12 protein-coding genes and 1 tRNA gene are annotated in these 15,516 nt (G+C 55.8%); all 13 read right to left on the bottom strand.

The genetic code is table 11. The annotated features are described in order from the left end of the window. Positions 1–93, bottom strand: a 93-nt coding sequence (locus tag B1722_RS28335; RefSeq protein WP_133295916.1) for a GTP-binding protein, incomplete at its 3' end; no start/stop codon positions are given. A 31-nt stretch (positions 94–124) separates the two neighbouring features. Beyond that, complete coding sequence (fusA, locus tag B1722_RS28330) at positions 125–2,230, bottom strand: elongation factor G (RefSeq protein WP_047296931.1); 2,106 nt, start codon at positions 2,228–2,230, stop codon at positions 125–127. Between the two features lie 30 nt (positions 2,231–2,260). Further along, positions 2,261–2,734 (bottom strand): 30S ribosomal protein S7, encoded by a 474-nt coding sequence (gene rpsG, locus B1722_RS28325; RefSeq protein ID WP_003228745.1) that lies wholly within the window; start codon positions 2,732–2,734, stop codon positions 2,261–2,263. A 107-nt stretch (positions 2,735–2,841) separates the two neighbouring features. Beyond that, positions 2,842–3,213 (bottom strand): 30S ribosomal protein S12, encoded by a 372-nt coding sequence (gene rpsL, locus B1722_RS28320; RefSeq protein ID WP_003186084.1) that lies wholly within the window; start codon positions 3,211–3,213, stop codon positions 2,842–2,844. Positions 3,214–3,428: 215 nt separating this feature from the next. Further along, positions 3,429–7,628, bottom strand: a complete 4,200-nt coding sequence (rpoC, locus tag B1722_RS28315) for a DNA-directed RNA polymerase subunit beta' (protein ID WP_027614261.1) — start codon at positions 7,626–7,628, stop codon at positions 3,429–3,431. A gap of 63 nt (positions 7,629–7,691) precedes the next feature. After that, positions 7,692–11,765 (bottom strand): DNA-directed RNA polymerase subunit beta, encoded by a 4,074-nt coding sequence (gene rpoB / locus B1722_RS28310; RefSeq protein WP_027614262.1) that lies wholly within the window; start codon positions 11,763–11,765, stop codon positions 7,692–7,694. Positions 11,766–11,986: 221 nt separating this feature from the next. Beyond that, positions 11,987–12,352, bottom strand: coding sequence for a 50S ribosomal protein L7/L12 (rplL, locus tag B1722_RS28305; protein WP_041074960.1), 366 nt, complete (start codon positions 12,350–12,352; stop codon positions 11,987–11,989). A gap of 74 nt (positions 12,353–12,426) precedes the next feature. Beyond that, positions 12,427–12,927: a 50S ribosomal protein L10 gene (gene rplJ / locus B1722_RS28300; RefSeq protein ID WP_003228752.1), complete on the bottom strand. Its 501-nt coding sequence runs from the start codon at positions 12,925–12,927 to the stop codon at positions 12,427–12,429. 198 nt (positions 12,928–13,125) lie between these two features. Beyond that, a complete protein-coding gene (gene rplA, locus B1722_RS28295; protein WP_003228754.1) occupies positions 13,126–13,821 on the bottom strand; it encodes a 50S ribosomal protein L1 in 696 nt (231 codons plus the stop codon). After that, the gene (gene rplK / locus B1722_RS28290) at positions 13,821–14,252 is read right to left on the bottom strand and encodes a 50S ribosomal protein L11 (protein ID WP_003228756.1); all 432 of its coding nucleotides are present in this window, start codon (positions 14,250–14,252) and stop codon (positions 13,821–13,823) included. Before rplK ends, rplA begins: the two co-directional genes overlap by 1 nt. A 117-nt stretch (positions 14,253–14,369) precedes the next feature. Beyond that, positions 14,370–14,903: a transcription termination/antitermination protein NusG gene (gene nusG, locus B1722_RS28285; protein ID WP_025113545.1), complete on the bottom strand. Its 534-nt coding sequence runs from the start codon at positions 14,901–14,903 to the stop codon at positions 14,370–14,372. Between the two features lie 9 nt (positions 14,904–14,912). Next, on the bottom strand, positions 14,913–15,281 hold the full coding sequence (gene secE, locus B1722_RS28280) for a preprotein translocase subunit SecE (RefSeq protein WP_041074957.1): 369 nt from the start codon (positions 15,279–15,281) through the stop codon (positions 14,913–14,915). Between the two features lie 45 nt (positions 15,282–15,326). Continuing rightward, positions 15,327–15,402: transfer RNA gene (locus B1722_RS28275), tRNA-Trp, on the bottom strand. Positions 15,403–15,516 lie beyond the last annotated feature (114 nt).

Here is a 15,516-nt window from a genome sequence, read left to right as displayed (position 1 = left end):
AGCAGCGGTCAGAGTGGTTTTACCGTGGTCAACGTGACCAATGGTGCCAACGTTGACGTGCGGTAGGGAACGATCAAATTTTTCTTTAGCCACGACAATTAACTCCTAGCCTAAAGGGGCTGAATCAGCCTTGTTTTTTGGTTACGGACTCGACGATGTGCGACGGAGCCGTATCGTATTTTTTGAATTCCATAGAGTAGCTTGCGCGACCCTGGGACATGGAACGAACGTCGGTCGCATAACCGAACATCTCACCCAGTGGAACCTCGGCACGGATAACCTTGCCGGACACTGTATCTTCCATACCCTGGATCATGCCGCGACGACGGTTAAGGTCGCCCATCACATCACCCATATAGTCTTCAGGCGTAACAACCTCTACCGCCATGATCGGCTCGAGCAACTCACCACCACCCTTCTGGGCCAGTTGCTTGGTCGCCATGGAAGCAGCCACTTTAAACGCCATCTCGTTGGAGTCGACGTCGTGGTAAGAACCATCGAACACGGTAGCCTTCAGGCCGATCAGCGGATAGCCGGCAACAACGCCGTTCTTCATCTGCTCTTCGATACCCTTCTGGATAGCCGGGATGTATTCCTTAGGAACCACACCACCTACTACTTCGTTCAGGAATTGCAGACCCTCCTGACCTTCGTCAGCAGGAGCAAAACGGATCCAGCAGTGACCGAACTGGCCGCGACCGCCGGACTGGCGAACGAACTTGCCTTCGATTTCGCAGTTCTTCGTGATGCGCTCACGGTACGAAACTTGAGGCTTGCCGATGTTGGCTTCGACGTTGAACTCACGGCGCATCCGGTCAACCAGGATGTCCAGGTGCAGCTCGCCCATGCCGGAGATGATCGTCTGACCAGTCTCTTCATCAGTCTTAACGCGGAAAGACGGGTCTTCCTGAGCCAGCTTGCCCAGTGCGATACCCATTTTTTCCTGGTCATCCTTGGTCTTAGGCTCTACGGCAACCGAAATAACCGGCTCCGGGAAGTCCATACGAACCAGGATGATTGGTTTGTCAGCGTTGCAGAGGGTTTCACCAGTGGTGACGTCCTTCATGCCGATCAGGGCCGCGATGTCGCCAGCGCGCACTTCCTTGATCTCTTCACGGGCGTTTGCGTGCATTTGCACCATACGACCCACGCGCTCTTTCTTGCCTTTAACCGAGTTGATCACGCCGTCGCCGGAGTTCAACACGCCCGAGTAAACGCGGACGAAGGTCAAGGTACCCACGAATGGGTCAGTAGCGATTTTGAACGCCAGCGCCGCGAACGGCTCGTCGTCACTTGCGTGACGCTCCATTTCCTCTTCCTCGTTATCAGGGTTGGAACCCTTGATCGCAGGAATGTCGGTTGGAGCAGGCAGGAAGTCGATAACGGCGTCGAGAACCAGGGGAACGCCCTTGTTCTTGAACGAAGAACCGCACACAGCCAGAACGATTTCGCCAGCAATAGTGCGCTGACGCAGAGCAGCCTTGATCTCTTCGATCGACAGCTCTTCGCCTTCCAGATACTTGTTCATCAGCTCTTCACTGGCTTCGGCCGCAGCCTCAACCATGTTGCTGCGCCACTCAGTAGCCAGCTCGAGCATGTCCGCAGGGATTTCCTTGCGAACAGGAACCATACCCTTGTCAGAGTCGTTCCAGTAAACAGCCTGCATGTTGATCAGGTCGATCTGGCCCTGGAAGTTGTCTTCCGAACCGATAGCCAGCTGAATCGGCACTGGAGTGTGACCCAGACGCTGTTTGATCTGACCAATCACGCGCAGGAAGTTGGCACCAGCACGGTCCATCTTGTTTACGTAAACAAGACGTGGAACGCCGTATTTGTTGGCTTGACGCCATACGGTTTCCGACTGAGGCTCAACACCCGAAGTACCGCAGAATACAACGACAGCGCCGTCGAGTACGCGCAGGGAACGCTCAACTTCAATGGTGAAGTCTACGTGGCCCGGGGTATCGATGACGTTGAAGCGGTGTTCGTGAGGATACTGCTTCTCGGAACCTTTCCAGAAGGCGGTGATGGCAGCAGAAGTAATGGTAATACCACGCTCCTGCTCCTGCACCATCCAGTCTGTGGTCGCGGCGCCGTCATGCACCTCGCCCATTTTGTGACTTTTGCCAGTGTAAAAAAGGACGCGCTCGGTGGTGGTGGTTTTACCAGCATCCACGTGAGCGACGATACCGATGTTACGGTAGCGACTAATCGGAGTAGTACGAGCCATAAAGCCCTCGCAAAATTAGTGAAGCTAAAATTAGAAGCGGTAGTGCGAGAAAGCTTTGTTGGCTTCGGCCATACGGTGCACGTCTTCACGCTTCTTAACAGCAGCACCTTTACCTTCAGCAGCATCCAGCAGTTCGCCAGCCAAGCGCAGAGCCATAGACTTCTCGCCACGCTTACGGGCGAAGTCTACCAACCAGCGCATTGCCAGAGCGTTACGGCGGGAAGGACGAACCTCGACCGGAACCTGGTAAGTAGCACCACCAACGCGGCGCGACTTCACTTCGACCAGCGGAGCGATGGCGTCGAGTGCTTTTTCGAAGAGTTCCAGGGGATCGGTGCCGGCCTTACGAGCCTTCACGGTTTCCAGGGCACCATAAACGATACGCTCGGCAACGGCTTTCTTGCCGCTTTCCATAACGTGGTTCATGAATTTGGCGAGGATCTGGCTTCCGTATTTCGGATCGTCCAGAATCTCACGCTTTGCTGCTACGCGACGTCTTGGCATGATAAGCCCTCAAGCGGTCTTCAGGTTAGTTCGGGACAGATCCAGTGGATGCAAGCCCGACCTTACTCTTATCGACTCAATAAAATGAAAATCTGCAAAACGGCCGATTACTTCGGACGCTTGGTACCGTACTTCGAACGACCCTGGTTACGGCCTTTAACGCCGGAAGTATCCAAGGAGCCGCGAACGGTGTGGTAACGAACACCTGGCAAGTCTTTTACACGACCGCCACGGATCAGTACCACGCTGTGCTCTTGCAGGTTGTGGCCTTCACCACCGATGTACGAGGAGACCTCGAAACCGTTGGTCAGACGCACACGGCATACTTTACGCAGTGCCGAGTTAGGTTTTTTCGGCGTGGTGGTGTACACACGGGTGCACACGCCACGACGTTGCGGGCAGTTCTGCAGCGCAGGTACGTCGGATTTCTCGACGATACGCTTACGCGGCTGACGTACCAGCTGGTTGATAGTTGCCATCTACTAGCTCCACTGTTGTCTTGCGACGCTATTGTCTTGCAAGAAAAGCAAAATGACAGGAACGGATTCCCGCCAAATTTAGGGGATCAAGAGTCTAAAGAGGATCTTGTCCCCAGTCAAGGCAAGGCCCCGACCTCCCCGCCCGTCGAACCTTGACAATTTGTCTCGATTCGACGAACGGAGCGATCAGGGCCTCAGCTTAGTTACCGCAGAACTCAGTTACCGCTCGAGTTCAGCGCTTCGGTCAGTGCAGCTTCCACTTCACTGGCGCTTACGCGCAACGGCTTGTCGGCATCACGACGACGCTTGCGCTCGCTGTGGTACGCCAGACCGGTACCGGCCGGGATCAGACGACCCACAACCACGTTTTCTTTCAGGCCGCGCAGGTAGTCGCGCTTGCCGGTGACTGCCGCTTCGGTCAGTACGCGAGTGGTTTCCTGGAAGGAAGCCGCCGAGATGAACGATTCGGTCGACAACGACGCCTTGGTGATACCCAGCAGAACGCGAGTGAACTTGGAGACAAACTTGTCTTCCGCGCTCAGACGCTCGTTCTCTACCAGTACGTGAGTCAGCTCCATCTGGTCGCCCTTGATGAAACTGGAATCGCCGGACTCGGAGATCTCAACTTTACGCAGCATCTGACGCAGGATGGTCTCGATGTGCTTGTCGTTGATCTTCACACCTTGCAGACGGTAAACGTCCTGGATCTCGTTCACGATGTACTTGGCCAGCGCGCTCACACCCAGCAGACGCAGGATGTCGTGCGGATCGCTTGGACCATCGGAGATAACTTCGCCGCGGTTTACCTGTTCACCTTCGAACACGTTCAGGTGACGCCACTTCGGAATCAGCTCTTCGTACGGATCGCTACCGTCGTTCGGGGTAATGACCAGACGGCGCTTGCCCTTGGTCTCTTTACCGAACGCGATGGTGCCGCTGACTTCAGCCAGAATCGACGCTTCCTTCGGACGACGAGCTTCGAACAGGTCGGCAACACGCGGCAGACCACCGGTGATGTCGCGAGTTTTCGAAGTTTCTTGCGGGATACGAGCGATAACGTCACCGATCGCGATCTTCGCACCGTCCGCAACACCGACCAGGGCGTTGGCTGGCAGGAAGTACTGAGCGATAACGTCAGTGCCTGGCAGCAACAGATCCTTGCCGTTGTCGTCGACCATCTTCACTGCTGGACGGATTTCTTTGCCCGCAGCTGGACGATCTTTCGCGTCGAGTACTTCAATGTTGGTCATACCGGTCAATTCGTCAGTCTGACGCTTGATCGTGATGCCTTCTTCCATGCCCACGTAGGTCACGGTACCTTTCATTTCGGTAACGATCGGGTGAGTGTGCGGATCCCACTTGGCCACGATTGCGCCAGCGTCGACCTTGTCACCTTCTTTAACCGAAATCACAGCACCGTACGGCAGCTTGTAACGCTCACGCTCACGACCGAAGTCATCAGCGATTGCCAGCTCACCGGAACGGGACACGGCAACCAGGTGGCCATCCACTCGCTCAACGTGTTTCAGGTTGTGCAGACGGACAGTACCGCCATTCTTCACCTGAACGCTGTCGGCTGCGGAAGTACGGCTTGCCGCACCACCGATGTGGAACGTACGCATCGTCAGCTGGGTACCCGGCTCACCGATGGACTGGGCAGCAATAACGCCGACCGCTTCACCGATGTTCACCTGGTGACCACGAGCCAGATCACGGCCGTAGCACTTGGCGCAAATGCCATAGCGGGTTTCGCAGCTGATCGGCGAACGCACGATCACTTCGTCGATGCTGTTCAGCTCGATGAACTCGACCCACTTCTCGTCTACCAGGGTACCGGCAGGAACGATAACGTCCTCGGTGCCTGGCTTGAATACGTCACGGGCAATAACACGACCCAATACGCGCTCACCCAACGGCTCTACAACGTCACCGCCTTCAATGTGCGGAGTCATCAACAGACCGTGTTCGGTGCCGCAATCGATCTCGGTTACAACCAGATCCTGCGCCACGTCTACCAGACGACGAGTCAGGTAACCGGAGTTCGCAGTTTTCAACGCGGTATCCGCCAGACCTTTACGAGCACCGTGAGTCGAGATGAAGTACTGGAGTACGCTCAGACCTTCACGGAAGTTCGCAGTAATCGGCGTTTCAATGATGGAACCGTCCGGCTTGGCCATCAGACCACGCATACCGGCCAGCTGACGAATCTGTGCTGCGGAACCCCGCGCACCCGAGTCGGCCATCATGTACATCGAGTTGAAGGACTCTTGGTCGACTTCGTCGCCGTGACGGTCGATGACTTTCTCTTTCGAGAGGTTGGCCATCATCGCCTTGGAAACTTCGTCGTTCGCCTTCGACCAAAGGTCGATCACTTTGTTGTACTTCTCGCCCTGGGTTACCAGGCCGGAGGCGTACTGGCTCTCGATCTCTTTCACTTCGTCGGTGGCTGCACCGATGATGCGGGCTTTTTCATCCGGGATAACGAAGTCGTTAACACCGATGGAAACGCCGGAGATGGTCGAGTAAGCGAAACCGGTGTACATCAACTGGTCAGCGAAGATCACGGTCTCTTTCAGACCTACCACGCGGTAGCACTGGTTGATCAGCTTGGAGATCGCCTTTTTCTTCATCGGCAGGTTGACGACATCGTACGACAGACCTTTTGGCACAACCTGGAACAGCAGCGCACGGCCGACAGTGGTGTCGACGATACGAGTGTTGCTCACGCTGTTGCCGTCACGGTCATTGACGGTTTCGTTGATACGAACCTTGACCTTGGCGTGCAGTGCAGCTTCGCCGGCACGGAACACACGGTCAACTTCCTGCAGATCCGCGAACACACGACCTTCGCCCTTGGCGTTGATCGCTTCACGAGTCATGTAGTACAGACCCAATACAACGTCCTGCGACGGAACGATGATTGGCTCACCATTGGCTGGCGACAGAATGTTGTTGGTCGACATCATCAACGCACGCGCTTCGAGCTGGGCTTCCAGCGTCAGCGGTACGTGCACGGCCATTTGGTCGCCGTCGAAGTCGGCGTTGTACGCGGCGCAGACCAGAGGGTGCAGCTGGATAGCCTTACCTTCGATCAGTACCGGTTCAAACGCCTGGATACCCAGACGGTGAAGGGTCGGTGCACGGTTGAGAAGAACCGGGTGTTCGCGAATCACTTCAGCGAGAACGTCCCAAACCTCTGGCAGCTCGCGCTCGACCATCTTCTTGGCCGCTTTGATGGTGGTCGCGAGACCACGCATTTCCAGCTTGCCGAAAATGAACGGTTTGAACAGCTCGAGAGCCATCTTCTTCGGCAGACCGCACTGGTGCAGACGCAGGGTCGGACCTACGGTAATTACCGAACGACCGGAGTAGTCAACACGCTTACCGAGCAAGTTCTGACGGAAACGACCCTGCTTACCCTTGATCATGTCAGCCAGGGATTTCAGAGGACGCTTGTTCGAACCGGTGATAGCGCGGCCACGACGACCGTTGTCGAGCAGTGCATCGACAGCTTCCTGCAACATACGCTTTTCGTTGCGTACGATGATGTCCGGAGCGGACAGATCAAGCAGGCGCTTCAAACGGTTGTTACGGTTGATCACTCGACGATACAGATCGTTGAGGTCGGAAGTCGCGAAACGACCGCCATCCAGCGGGACCAGTGGACGCAGATCTGGTGGCAGAACCGGCAGAACGGTCAGCACCATCCACTCTGGCAGGTTGCCGGAGCCCTGGAAGGCCTCCATCAACTTCAGACGCTTGGACAGCTTCTTGATCTTGGTTTCCGAGTTGGTTTGCGGAATCTCTTCGCGCAGACGGCCAATCTCGTGTTCCAGGTCGATAGCGTGCAGCAGTTCGCGGACAGCCTCGGCACCCATGCGGGCGTCAAAATCGTCACCGAACTCTTCCAGCGCTTCGAAGTACTGCTCGTCGTTCAGCAGCTGACCTTTTTCAAGGGTGGTCATGCCCGGATCGATAACGACGTAGCTCTCGAAGTAGAGAACGCGTTCGATATCACGCAGGGTCATGTCCATCAGCAGGCCGATACGGGACGGCAGCGATTTCAGGAACCAGATGTGGGCAACCGGCGAAGCCAGTTCGATGTGCGCCATGCGCTCACGACGAACCTTGGCCAGTGCGACTTCAACGCCGCACTTCTCGCAGATCACACCACGGTGCTTCAAGCGCTTGTACTTACCGCACAGGCACTCGTAATCCTTTACCGGGCCAAAGATCTTGGCGCAGAACAGACCGTCACGCTCAGGTTTGAACGTACGGTAGTTGATGGTTTCCGGCTTTTTAACTTCACCGAACGACCACGAGCGGATCATCTCAGGCGAGGCCAATCCGATACGGATGGCGTCGAACTCTTCGACTTGACCCTGGTTTTTCAGCAAATTCAGTAGGTCTTTCAAGGCCTTTCCTCCTGGCGGAGCAGAGAGCGGGCAGTCCTGCCCCGCTCTCGATCGCGTCACGTGTTATTCGGTTTCCAGATCGATATCGATGCCGAGGGAACGAATTTCCTTGATCAACACGTTGAAGGACTCGGGCATGCCCGGCTCCATACGGTGATCGCCATCCACGATGTTTTTGTACATCTTGGTACGGCCGTTCACATCGTCCGACTTCACTGTGAGCATTTCTTGCAGAGTGTAAGCAGCACCGTATGCTTCCAGTGCCCAGACCTCCATCTCCCCGAAACGCTGACCACCGAACTGCGCCTTACCACCCAGCGGCTGCTGGGTAACCAGGCTGTACGAACCGGTAGAACGCGCGTGCATCTTGTCGTCTACCAAGTGGTTCAGCTTCAGCATGTACATGTAGCCAACGGTAACTGGACGCTCGAACTTGTTGCCGGTACGGCCGTCAGTCAGCTGCATCTGGCCGCTTTCCGGCAGGTCTGCCAGTTTCAGCATGGCCTTGATTTCGCTTTCCTTGGCACCGTCGAACACTGGAGTGGCCATTGGAACACCGCCACGCAGGTTCTTCGCCAGATCCAGGATTTCCTGATCGGAGAAGCTGTCCAGATCTTCGTTACGACCGCCGATCTGGTTGTAGATCTCGTCCAGGAAGGTGCGCAGCTCAGCGACTTTACGCTGCTCTTCGACCATCCGGTTGATCTTCTCGCCCAGACCTTTGGCCGCGAGGCCCAAGTGGGTTTCAAGGATCTGACCAACGTTCATACGCGAAGGTACGCCCAACGGGTTGAGGACGACGTCGACCGGAGTGCCATTGGCATCGTGCGGCATGTCTTCAACCGGCATGATCACGGAGACCACACCTTTGTTACCGTGACGACCGGCCATCTTGTCGCCCGGCTGGATGCGACGACGGATTGCCAGGTAAACCTTGACGATTTTCAGCACGCCTGGAGCCAGGTCATCGCCCTGCTGCAGTTTGCGTTTCTTGTCTTCGAACTTGTCGTCCAGCAGACGGCGACGATCAACGATGTAGGCCTGAGCCTTCTCGAGCTGCTCGTTCAGAGCATCTTCAGCCATGCGCAGTTTGAACCACTGACCATGCTCAAGACCGTCGAGCACTTCGTCGGTGATGTCCTGACCTTTCTTCAGGCCGGCGCCGCCTTCAGCCTTGTGGCCTACCAGAGCGGAGCGCAGACGTTCGAAGGTCGCGCCTTCAACGATACGGAACTCTTCGTTCAGATCCTTGCGGATCTCGTCCAGCTGGGACTTCTCGATCGACAGTGCACGAGCATCACGCTCAACGCCGTCGCGGGTGAAGACCTGTACGTCGATGACAGTACCTTTGGTACCGGTAGGTACACGCAGGGAGGTGTCTTTAACGTCGCTGGCTTTTTCACCGAAGATCGCACGCAGCAGTTTTTCTTCCGGAGTCAGTTGAGTCTCGCCTTTCGGAGTGACTTTACCGACCAGGATGTCGCCTGCGCCTACTTCAGCACCTACGTAAACGATACCGGCTTCGTCCAGCTTGTTCAGTGCAGCTTCACCCACGTTCGGGATGTCCGCAGTGATTTCCTCTGGGCCAAGCTTGGTGTCACGCGCCACACAGGTCAGTTCCTGAATGTGGATCGTGGTGAAACGGTCCTCCTGAACCACACGCTCGGACAGGCAGATGGAGTCTTCGAAGTTGAAGCCGTTCCATGCCATGAACGCGATGCGCATGTTCTGACCCAGCGCCAGTTCACCCATGTCGGTGGACGGGCCGTCGGCCATGATGTCGCTACGCTGAACGCGATCACCCTTGCTCACCAGCGGACGCTGGTTGATGCATGTGTTCTGGTTCGAGCGGGTGTATTTGGTCAGGTTGTAGATGTCGACACCGGCCTCACCGGTTTCAACTTCGTCATCGGCAACACGAACCACGATACGGCTGGCATCAACGGAATCGATCACGCCGCCACGACGAGCCACGACGCAAACGCCGGAGTCGCGAGCCACGTTACGCTCCATGCCGGTACCGACCAGCGGCTTGTCAGCGCGCAAGGTTGGTACAGCTTGACGCTGCATGTTCGAACCCATCAACGCACGGTTGGCGTCGTCGTGCTCGAGGAACGGAATCAGCGACGCTGCAACCGAAACTACCTGCTTCGGCGAAACGTCCATCAAGGTGACGTCTTCCGGCGCCTTGACGGTGAATTCGTTCAGGTGACGTACGGCTACCAGTTCGTCGATCAGGACCTTCTGCTCGTTCATGGTCGCCGAAGCCTGCGCGATCACGTGATCGGCTTCTTCAATAGCGGACAGGAACACGATCTCGTCGGTGACCACACCCTCTTTCACCACACGGTACGGGCTTTCCAGGAAGCCGTACTGGTTGGTGCGAGCGTACGCAGCCAGGGAGTTGATCAGACCGATGTTCGGACCTTCCGGCGTTTCAATCGGGCAGACACGACCGTAGTGAGTCGGGTGTACGTCACGGACTTCGAAGCCCGCGCGCTCACGAGTCAGACCGCCAGGGCCGAGTGCAGAGACACGACGCTTGTGGGTAATCTCGGACAACGGGTTGTTCTGGTCCATGAACTGCGACAGCTGGCTGGAACCGAAGAACTCTTTCACCGCCGCAGCCACTGGCTTGGCGTTGATCAGGTCTTGCGGCATCAGGCCTTCGCTTTCGGCCATCGACAGACGCTCTTTGACCGCACGCTCAACACGTACCAGGCCAACGCGGAACTGGTTCTCGGCCATTTCGCCTACGCAGCGAACACGACGGTTACCCAGGTGGTCGATGTCATCGACGATGCCTTTACCGTTACGGATATCGACCAGAGTCTTCAGGACCGCGACGATGTCTTCCTTGCACAGCACGCCCGAACCTTCGATTTCGGTACGACCGATACGACGGTTGAACTTCATCCGGCCGACCGCAGACAGGTCATAGCGCTCAGGGCTGAAGAACAGGTTGTTGAACAGGGTTTCGGCAGCGTCTTTGGTTGGCGGCTCGCCTGGACGCATCATGCGATAGATCTCGACCAGCGCTTCCAATTGGTTGCTGGTGGAGTCGATCTTGAGCGTGTCGGAGATGAACGGACCGCAGTCGATGTCGTTGGTGTACAGAGTTTCGATGCGAACAACGCCAGCCTTGGCGATTTTCGCCAGGACTTCGGTCGACAGCTCGGTGTTGCACTCTGCCAAGATTTCGCCGGTAGCCGGATGCACGATGACCTTGGCGGTAGTGCGACCCAGAACGTAGTCCAGAGGCACGTCCAGCTCTTTGATCCCGGCTTTTTCCAGCTGGTTGATGTGGCGGGCAGTAATACGACGGCCCTGCTCGACAATCACCTTGCCTTTATCGTCCTGGATATCGAGGACGGCCACTTCACCGCGCAGGCGCTGCGGCACCAGTTCCAGGCTCAGGCCTTCGCCTTTAACGTGGAATACGTTGGTGGTGTAGAAAGCGTCCAGCACTTCTTCGGTGGTGTAGCCGAGCGCACGCAGCAGTACCGAGGCCGGCAGCTTGCGACGACGGTCGATACGCACGAATACGCAGTCTTTCGGGTCGAACTCGAAGTCCAGCCACGAACCGCGGTAAGGAATGATGCGCGCGGAGTACAGCAGTTTACCGGAGCTGTGCGTCTTGCCGCGGTCGTGGTCGAAGAACACGCCCGGGGAACGGTGCAGCTGGGAAACGATAACACGCTCGGTACCGTTGATTACGAAGGTACCGTTCTCAGTCATCAATGGGATTTCGCCCATGTAGACTTCTTGCTCTTTGATGTCCTTGATCGCTTTGTTCGACGATTCTTTGTCGAAAATGATCAGGCGCACTTTTACCCGCAAAGGTACGGCGAAAGTTACACCGCGCAATACGCATTCTTTGACATCAAATGCCGGTTCGCCCAAGCGATAACCGACGTACTCCAGCGCAGCATTGCCGGAGTAGCTGATGATCGGGAAAACGGATTTGAAGGCCGCATGCAGGCCCACGTCGCGGAACTGATCTTTAGTCGCTCCCGCTTGCAAGAATTCACGATACGAATCCAGCTGGATGGCCAGGAGGTACGGCACATCCATGACGTCCGGCAACTTGCTAAAGTCCTTGCGGATACGTTTTTTCTCAGTATATGAGTAAGCCATCAGCGTTCCCCAGCTTGGTCACCTGCTTGTTTGGCCCCTCCCGACGGGAGCAGCCAGAAAATCGTGCAAACCCCATGGTTTGCGCCACCGCATCGGGTGGTTACAGCGCCTTTATCAGCACCGACCCAGTCGGCTGCCAATAACGGAAAAAGGCCGGTGGCAAGAGCCACCAGCCATCAGCCTGTCGCTTGACGCTCGGGCTGGAGGAGCAAAGTCGATACTTATTTCAGCTCGACTTTAGCGCCTGCTTCTTCCAGCTTCTTCTTAGCGTCTTCAGCAGCTTCTTTCGAAACGCCTTCAGCTACAACCTGAGGAGCGCCATCTACTTTCTCTTTGGCTTCTTTCAGGCCCAGACCGGTCAGTTCACGAACTGCCTTGATCACGTTTACTTTCTTCTCGCCGGCTTCAACCAGGACAACGTTGAACTCGGTTTGCTCTTCAACAGCAGCAGCAGCTACAGCTGGGCCAGCCGAAGCGGCAGCAGCGGTAACGCCGAAGGTTTCTTCCATCGCTTTGATCAGCTCAACGATTTCCACTACGGATTTCTGGCCGATTGCTTCGATGATTTGTTCGTTAGTCAGAGACATGACTCAATTCCTGAATTGGGGGACGGCCTACGCGACCATCGAAATAAACAAAAAACGCGAGAAGTCGACGAGTCTTAGGCTGCGGCAGCTTCTTTCTGGTCGCGAATTGCCGCCAGAGTACGAGCCAATTTGCTGGTAGCGCCTTGAATCACGCTCATCAGCTGAGAAATTGCTTCGTCACGGGTCGGCAGAGTTGCCAGTACGTCGATCTGATTAGCTGCGAGGAACTTGCCCTCGAACGCAGCTGCCTTGATCTCGAACTTGTCCTGACCCTTGGCAAACTCTTTGAAGATACGGGCAGCAGCGCCCGGATGTTCGTTCGAGAATGCAATCAGGGTCGGGCCGGTGAACACGTCGTTGAGGACACTGTATTCAGTGTCAGCAACAGCGCGCTTGAGCAGGGTGTTACGTACAACACGTACGTAAACGCCAGCTTCACGAGCCTCTTTACGGAGTCCGGTCATTGCGCCTACTGTTACGCCACGGGCATCAACCACGACAGCGGACAGAGCGACTTTGGCAGCCTCGTTGACTTCAGCGACGATGGCCTTCTTGTCTTCGAGATTAATTGCCACGGGTTTAACTCCTGCTTGTTACCGTTTCACTCGGTCGAAACCGAATGTCGTTTTGGTGTCTGATTCGGTAAGGAACCGGGAGCACCATCTGCGTAGGCTTATGGTTTAAGACTTGCGTCGCCTACGGTCTTGGATAGCCCCCGCCAGGCAGGGACCCCAATCTTTCAATTGACGCGATCAAACGCGCCAACCTTTGTCTTACGCGTCCAGCGAGCTCTGGTCGATAACCAGACCTGGGCCCATAGTGGTGCTCAGGGTAACGCGCTTGACGTAGATACCTTTCGAAGAAGCTGGCTTGATACGCTTCAGATCAGCGATCAGGGCTTCAACGTTTTCCTTCAGTTTGACGGCATCGAAGCCGATCTTGCCAACGGAAGTGTGGATGATGCCGTTTTTGTCGGTGCGATAACGAACCTGACCAGCCTTGGCGTTTTTAACCGCGGTAGCTACGTCTGGAGTTACGGTGCCGACTTTCGGGTTAGGCATCAGGCCACGTGGACCGAGGATCTGACCCAGTTGACCTACAACGCGCATGGCATCCGGGGATGCGATCACTACGTCATAGTTCAGGTCGCCGCCTTTCATTTCGGCAGCCAGGTCGTCCATACCTACACGGTCAGCGCCGGCAGCCAGAGCGGCCTCAGCAGCTGGACCCTGGGTGAACACAGCAACGCGAACGGTCTTGCCAGTGCCGTGTGGCAGCACAGTAGCGCTACGAACAACCTGGTCGGATTTACGCGGGTCTACACCCAGGTTTACAGCAACGTCGAACGACTCGCTGAACTTGACAGTCGACAGCTCAGCCAGCAGAGCAGCAGCGTCTACAATGTTGTAGGCCTTGCCTGCTTCGATTTTGCCGGCGATAGCCTTTTGACGCTTGGTCAGCTTAGCCATTACACACCCTCCACGTTAAGGCCCATGCTACGAGCAGAACCGGCGATAGTACGCACGGCTGCATCCATATCAGCTGCAGTCAGATCCGCGTTTTTGGTTTTCGCGATTTCTTCCAGCTGAGCACGGGTAACAGTGCCAACCTTAACGGTGTTCGGACGAGCGGAACCGCTGGTCAGACCGGCCGCCTTCTTCAGCAGAACCGAAGCAGGGGTGGATTTGGTTTCGAAAGTGAAGCTACGGTCGCTGTAGACAGTGATGATCACTGGAGTCGGCAGACCTGCTTCAAGACCCTGAGTACGGGCGTTGAAAGCCTTGCAGAATTCCATGATGTTCACGCCGTGCTGACCCAGAGCAGGACCAACAGGTGGGCTTGGGTTAGCCTGAGCGGCCTTCACTTGCAGCTTGATGTAAGCGGTAATCTTCTTGGCCATGAGGCACTCCAATTACGGGTTCGAACGCCTCGAAAGGCTCCCCGGTTACTTGCGCGTTTATCCCAGTGACGACAAAACCCCACAGCCTAGGGCTGCGGGGTTGGGATGCTTGTTCAGTTAGACCTTTTCGACCTGACTGAACTCTAACTCTACCGGGGTAGAGCGACCGAAAATAAGCACTGCCACCTGGACACGGCTCTTTTCGTAGTTAACTTCTTCGACGGTGCCGTTAAAGTCAGCGAATGGACCATCGGTAACACGAACCACTTCACCCGGCTCAAACAGAGTTTTCGGCTTCGGCTTATCACTACCATCGGCCACGCGACGCAGAATGGCTTCCGCCTCTTTGTCGGTGATTGGAGCAGGTTTGTCGGCGGTACCGCCAATGAAGCCCATCACCCGAGGAGTATCCTTGACCAAGTGCCAAGTACCCTCATTCATATCCATCTGCACCAGCACATAACCTGGGAAGAACTTACGCTCGCTTTTGCGCTTCTGGCCATTACGCATTTCAACCACTTCTTCAGTGGGAACCAGAATTTCGCCGAAGCCATCTTCCATGCCAGCCAGCTTAACGCGCTCAATCAGCGAGCGCATGACATGCTTCTCGTAACCCGAGTAAGCATGCACAACGTACCAACGCTTAGCCACGGGACACCCTTAGCCGACAATCAAGGAAACAAGCCAGCCGAGCAGGGAATCAACACCCCACAACAGCAACGCCATAACGATAACCACAGCAACAACAATCAACGTTGTCTGCGTAGTTTCCTGGCGAGTTGGCCATACGACTTTACGAATCTCGGTGCGCGCTTCCTTAACCAGTACGAAGAACGACTTGCCCTTTGCAGTCTGCAGGCCCACAAAGGCAGCAACAGCAGCAATCACGAGCAGTGCTAGTACACGGTACAGGATCGGCGAAGCAGCGTAATACTGATTGCCAACTACACCCACAACCACCAAAGCAGCTACCACAAGCCACTTTAGCAGATCGAAGCGAGAGCCTTGAGCTTCAGCCTTAGGAGTCATCTATGAAGATCCTGTGAAAAGAAAGCCAGATACACCGAGTGAATCTGGCAGGTCAGGAGGGAATCGAACCCCCAACCTACGGTTTTGGAGACCGTCGCTCTGCCAATTGAGCTACTGACCTAAAACAAAATCAGGCCGACCATTATGCCGGCCCGAAAAATACATTACAACCGCTTATTCGATGATTTTAGCTACGACGCCAGCGCCGACGGTACGACCGCCTTCACGGATAGCG

This window comes from Pseudomonas sp. SCPG-7, from assembly GCF_002156405.1.
In the GTDB taxonomy this organism is placed as follows: Bacteria; Pseudomonadota; Gammaproteobacteria; order Pseudomonadales; family Pseudomonadaceae; genus Aquipseudomonas; species Aquipseudomonas parakoreensis.
This window is presented reverse-complemented; position numbering and strand designations above follow the sequence as displayed.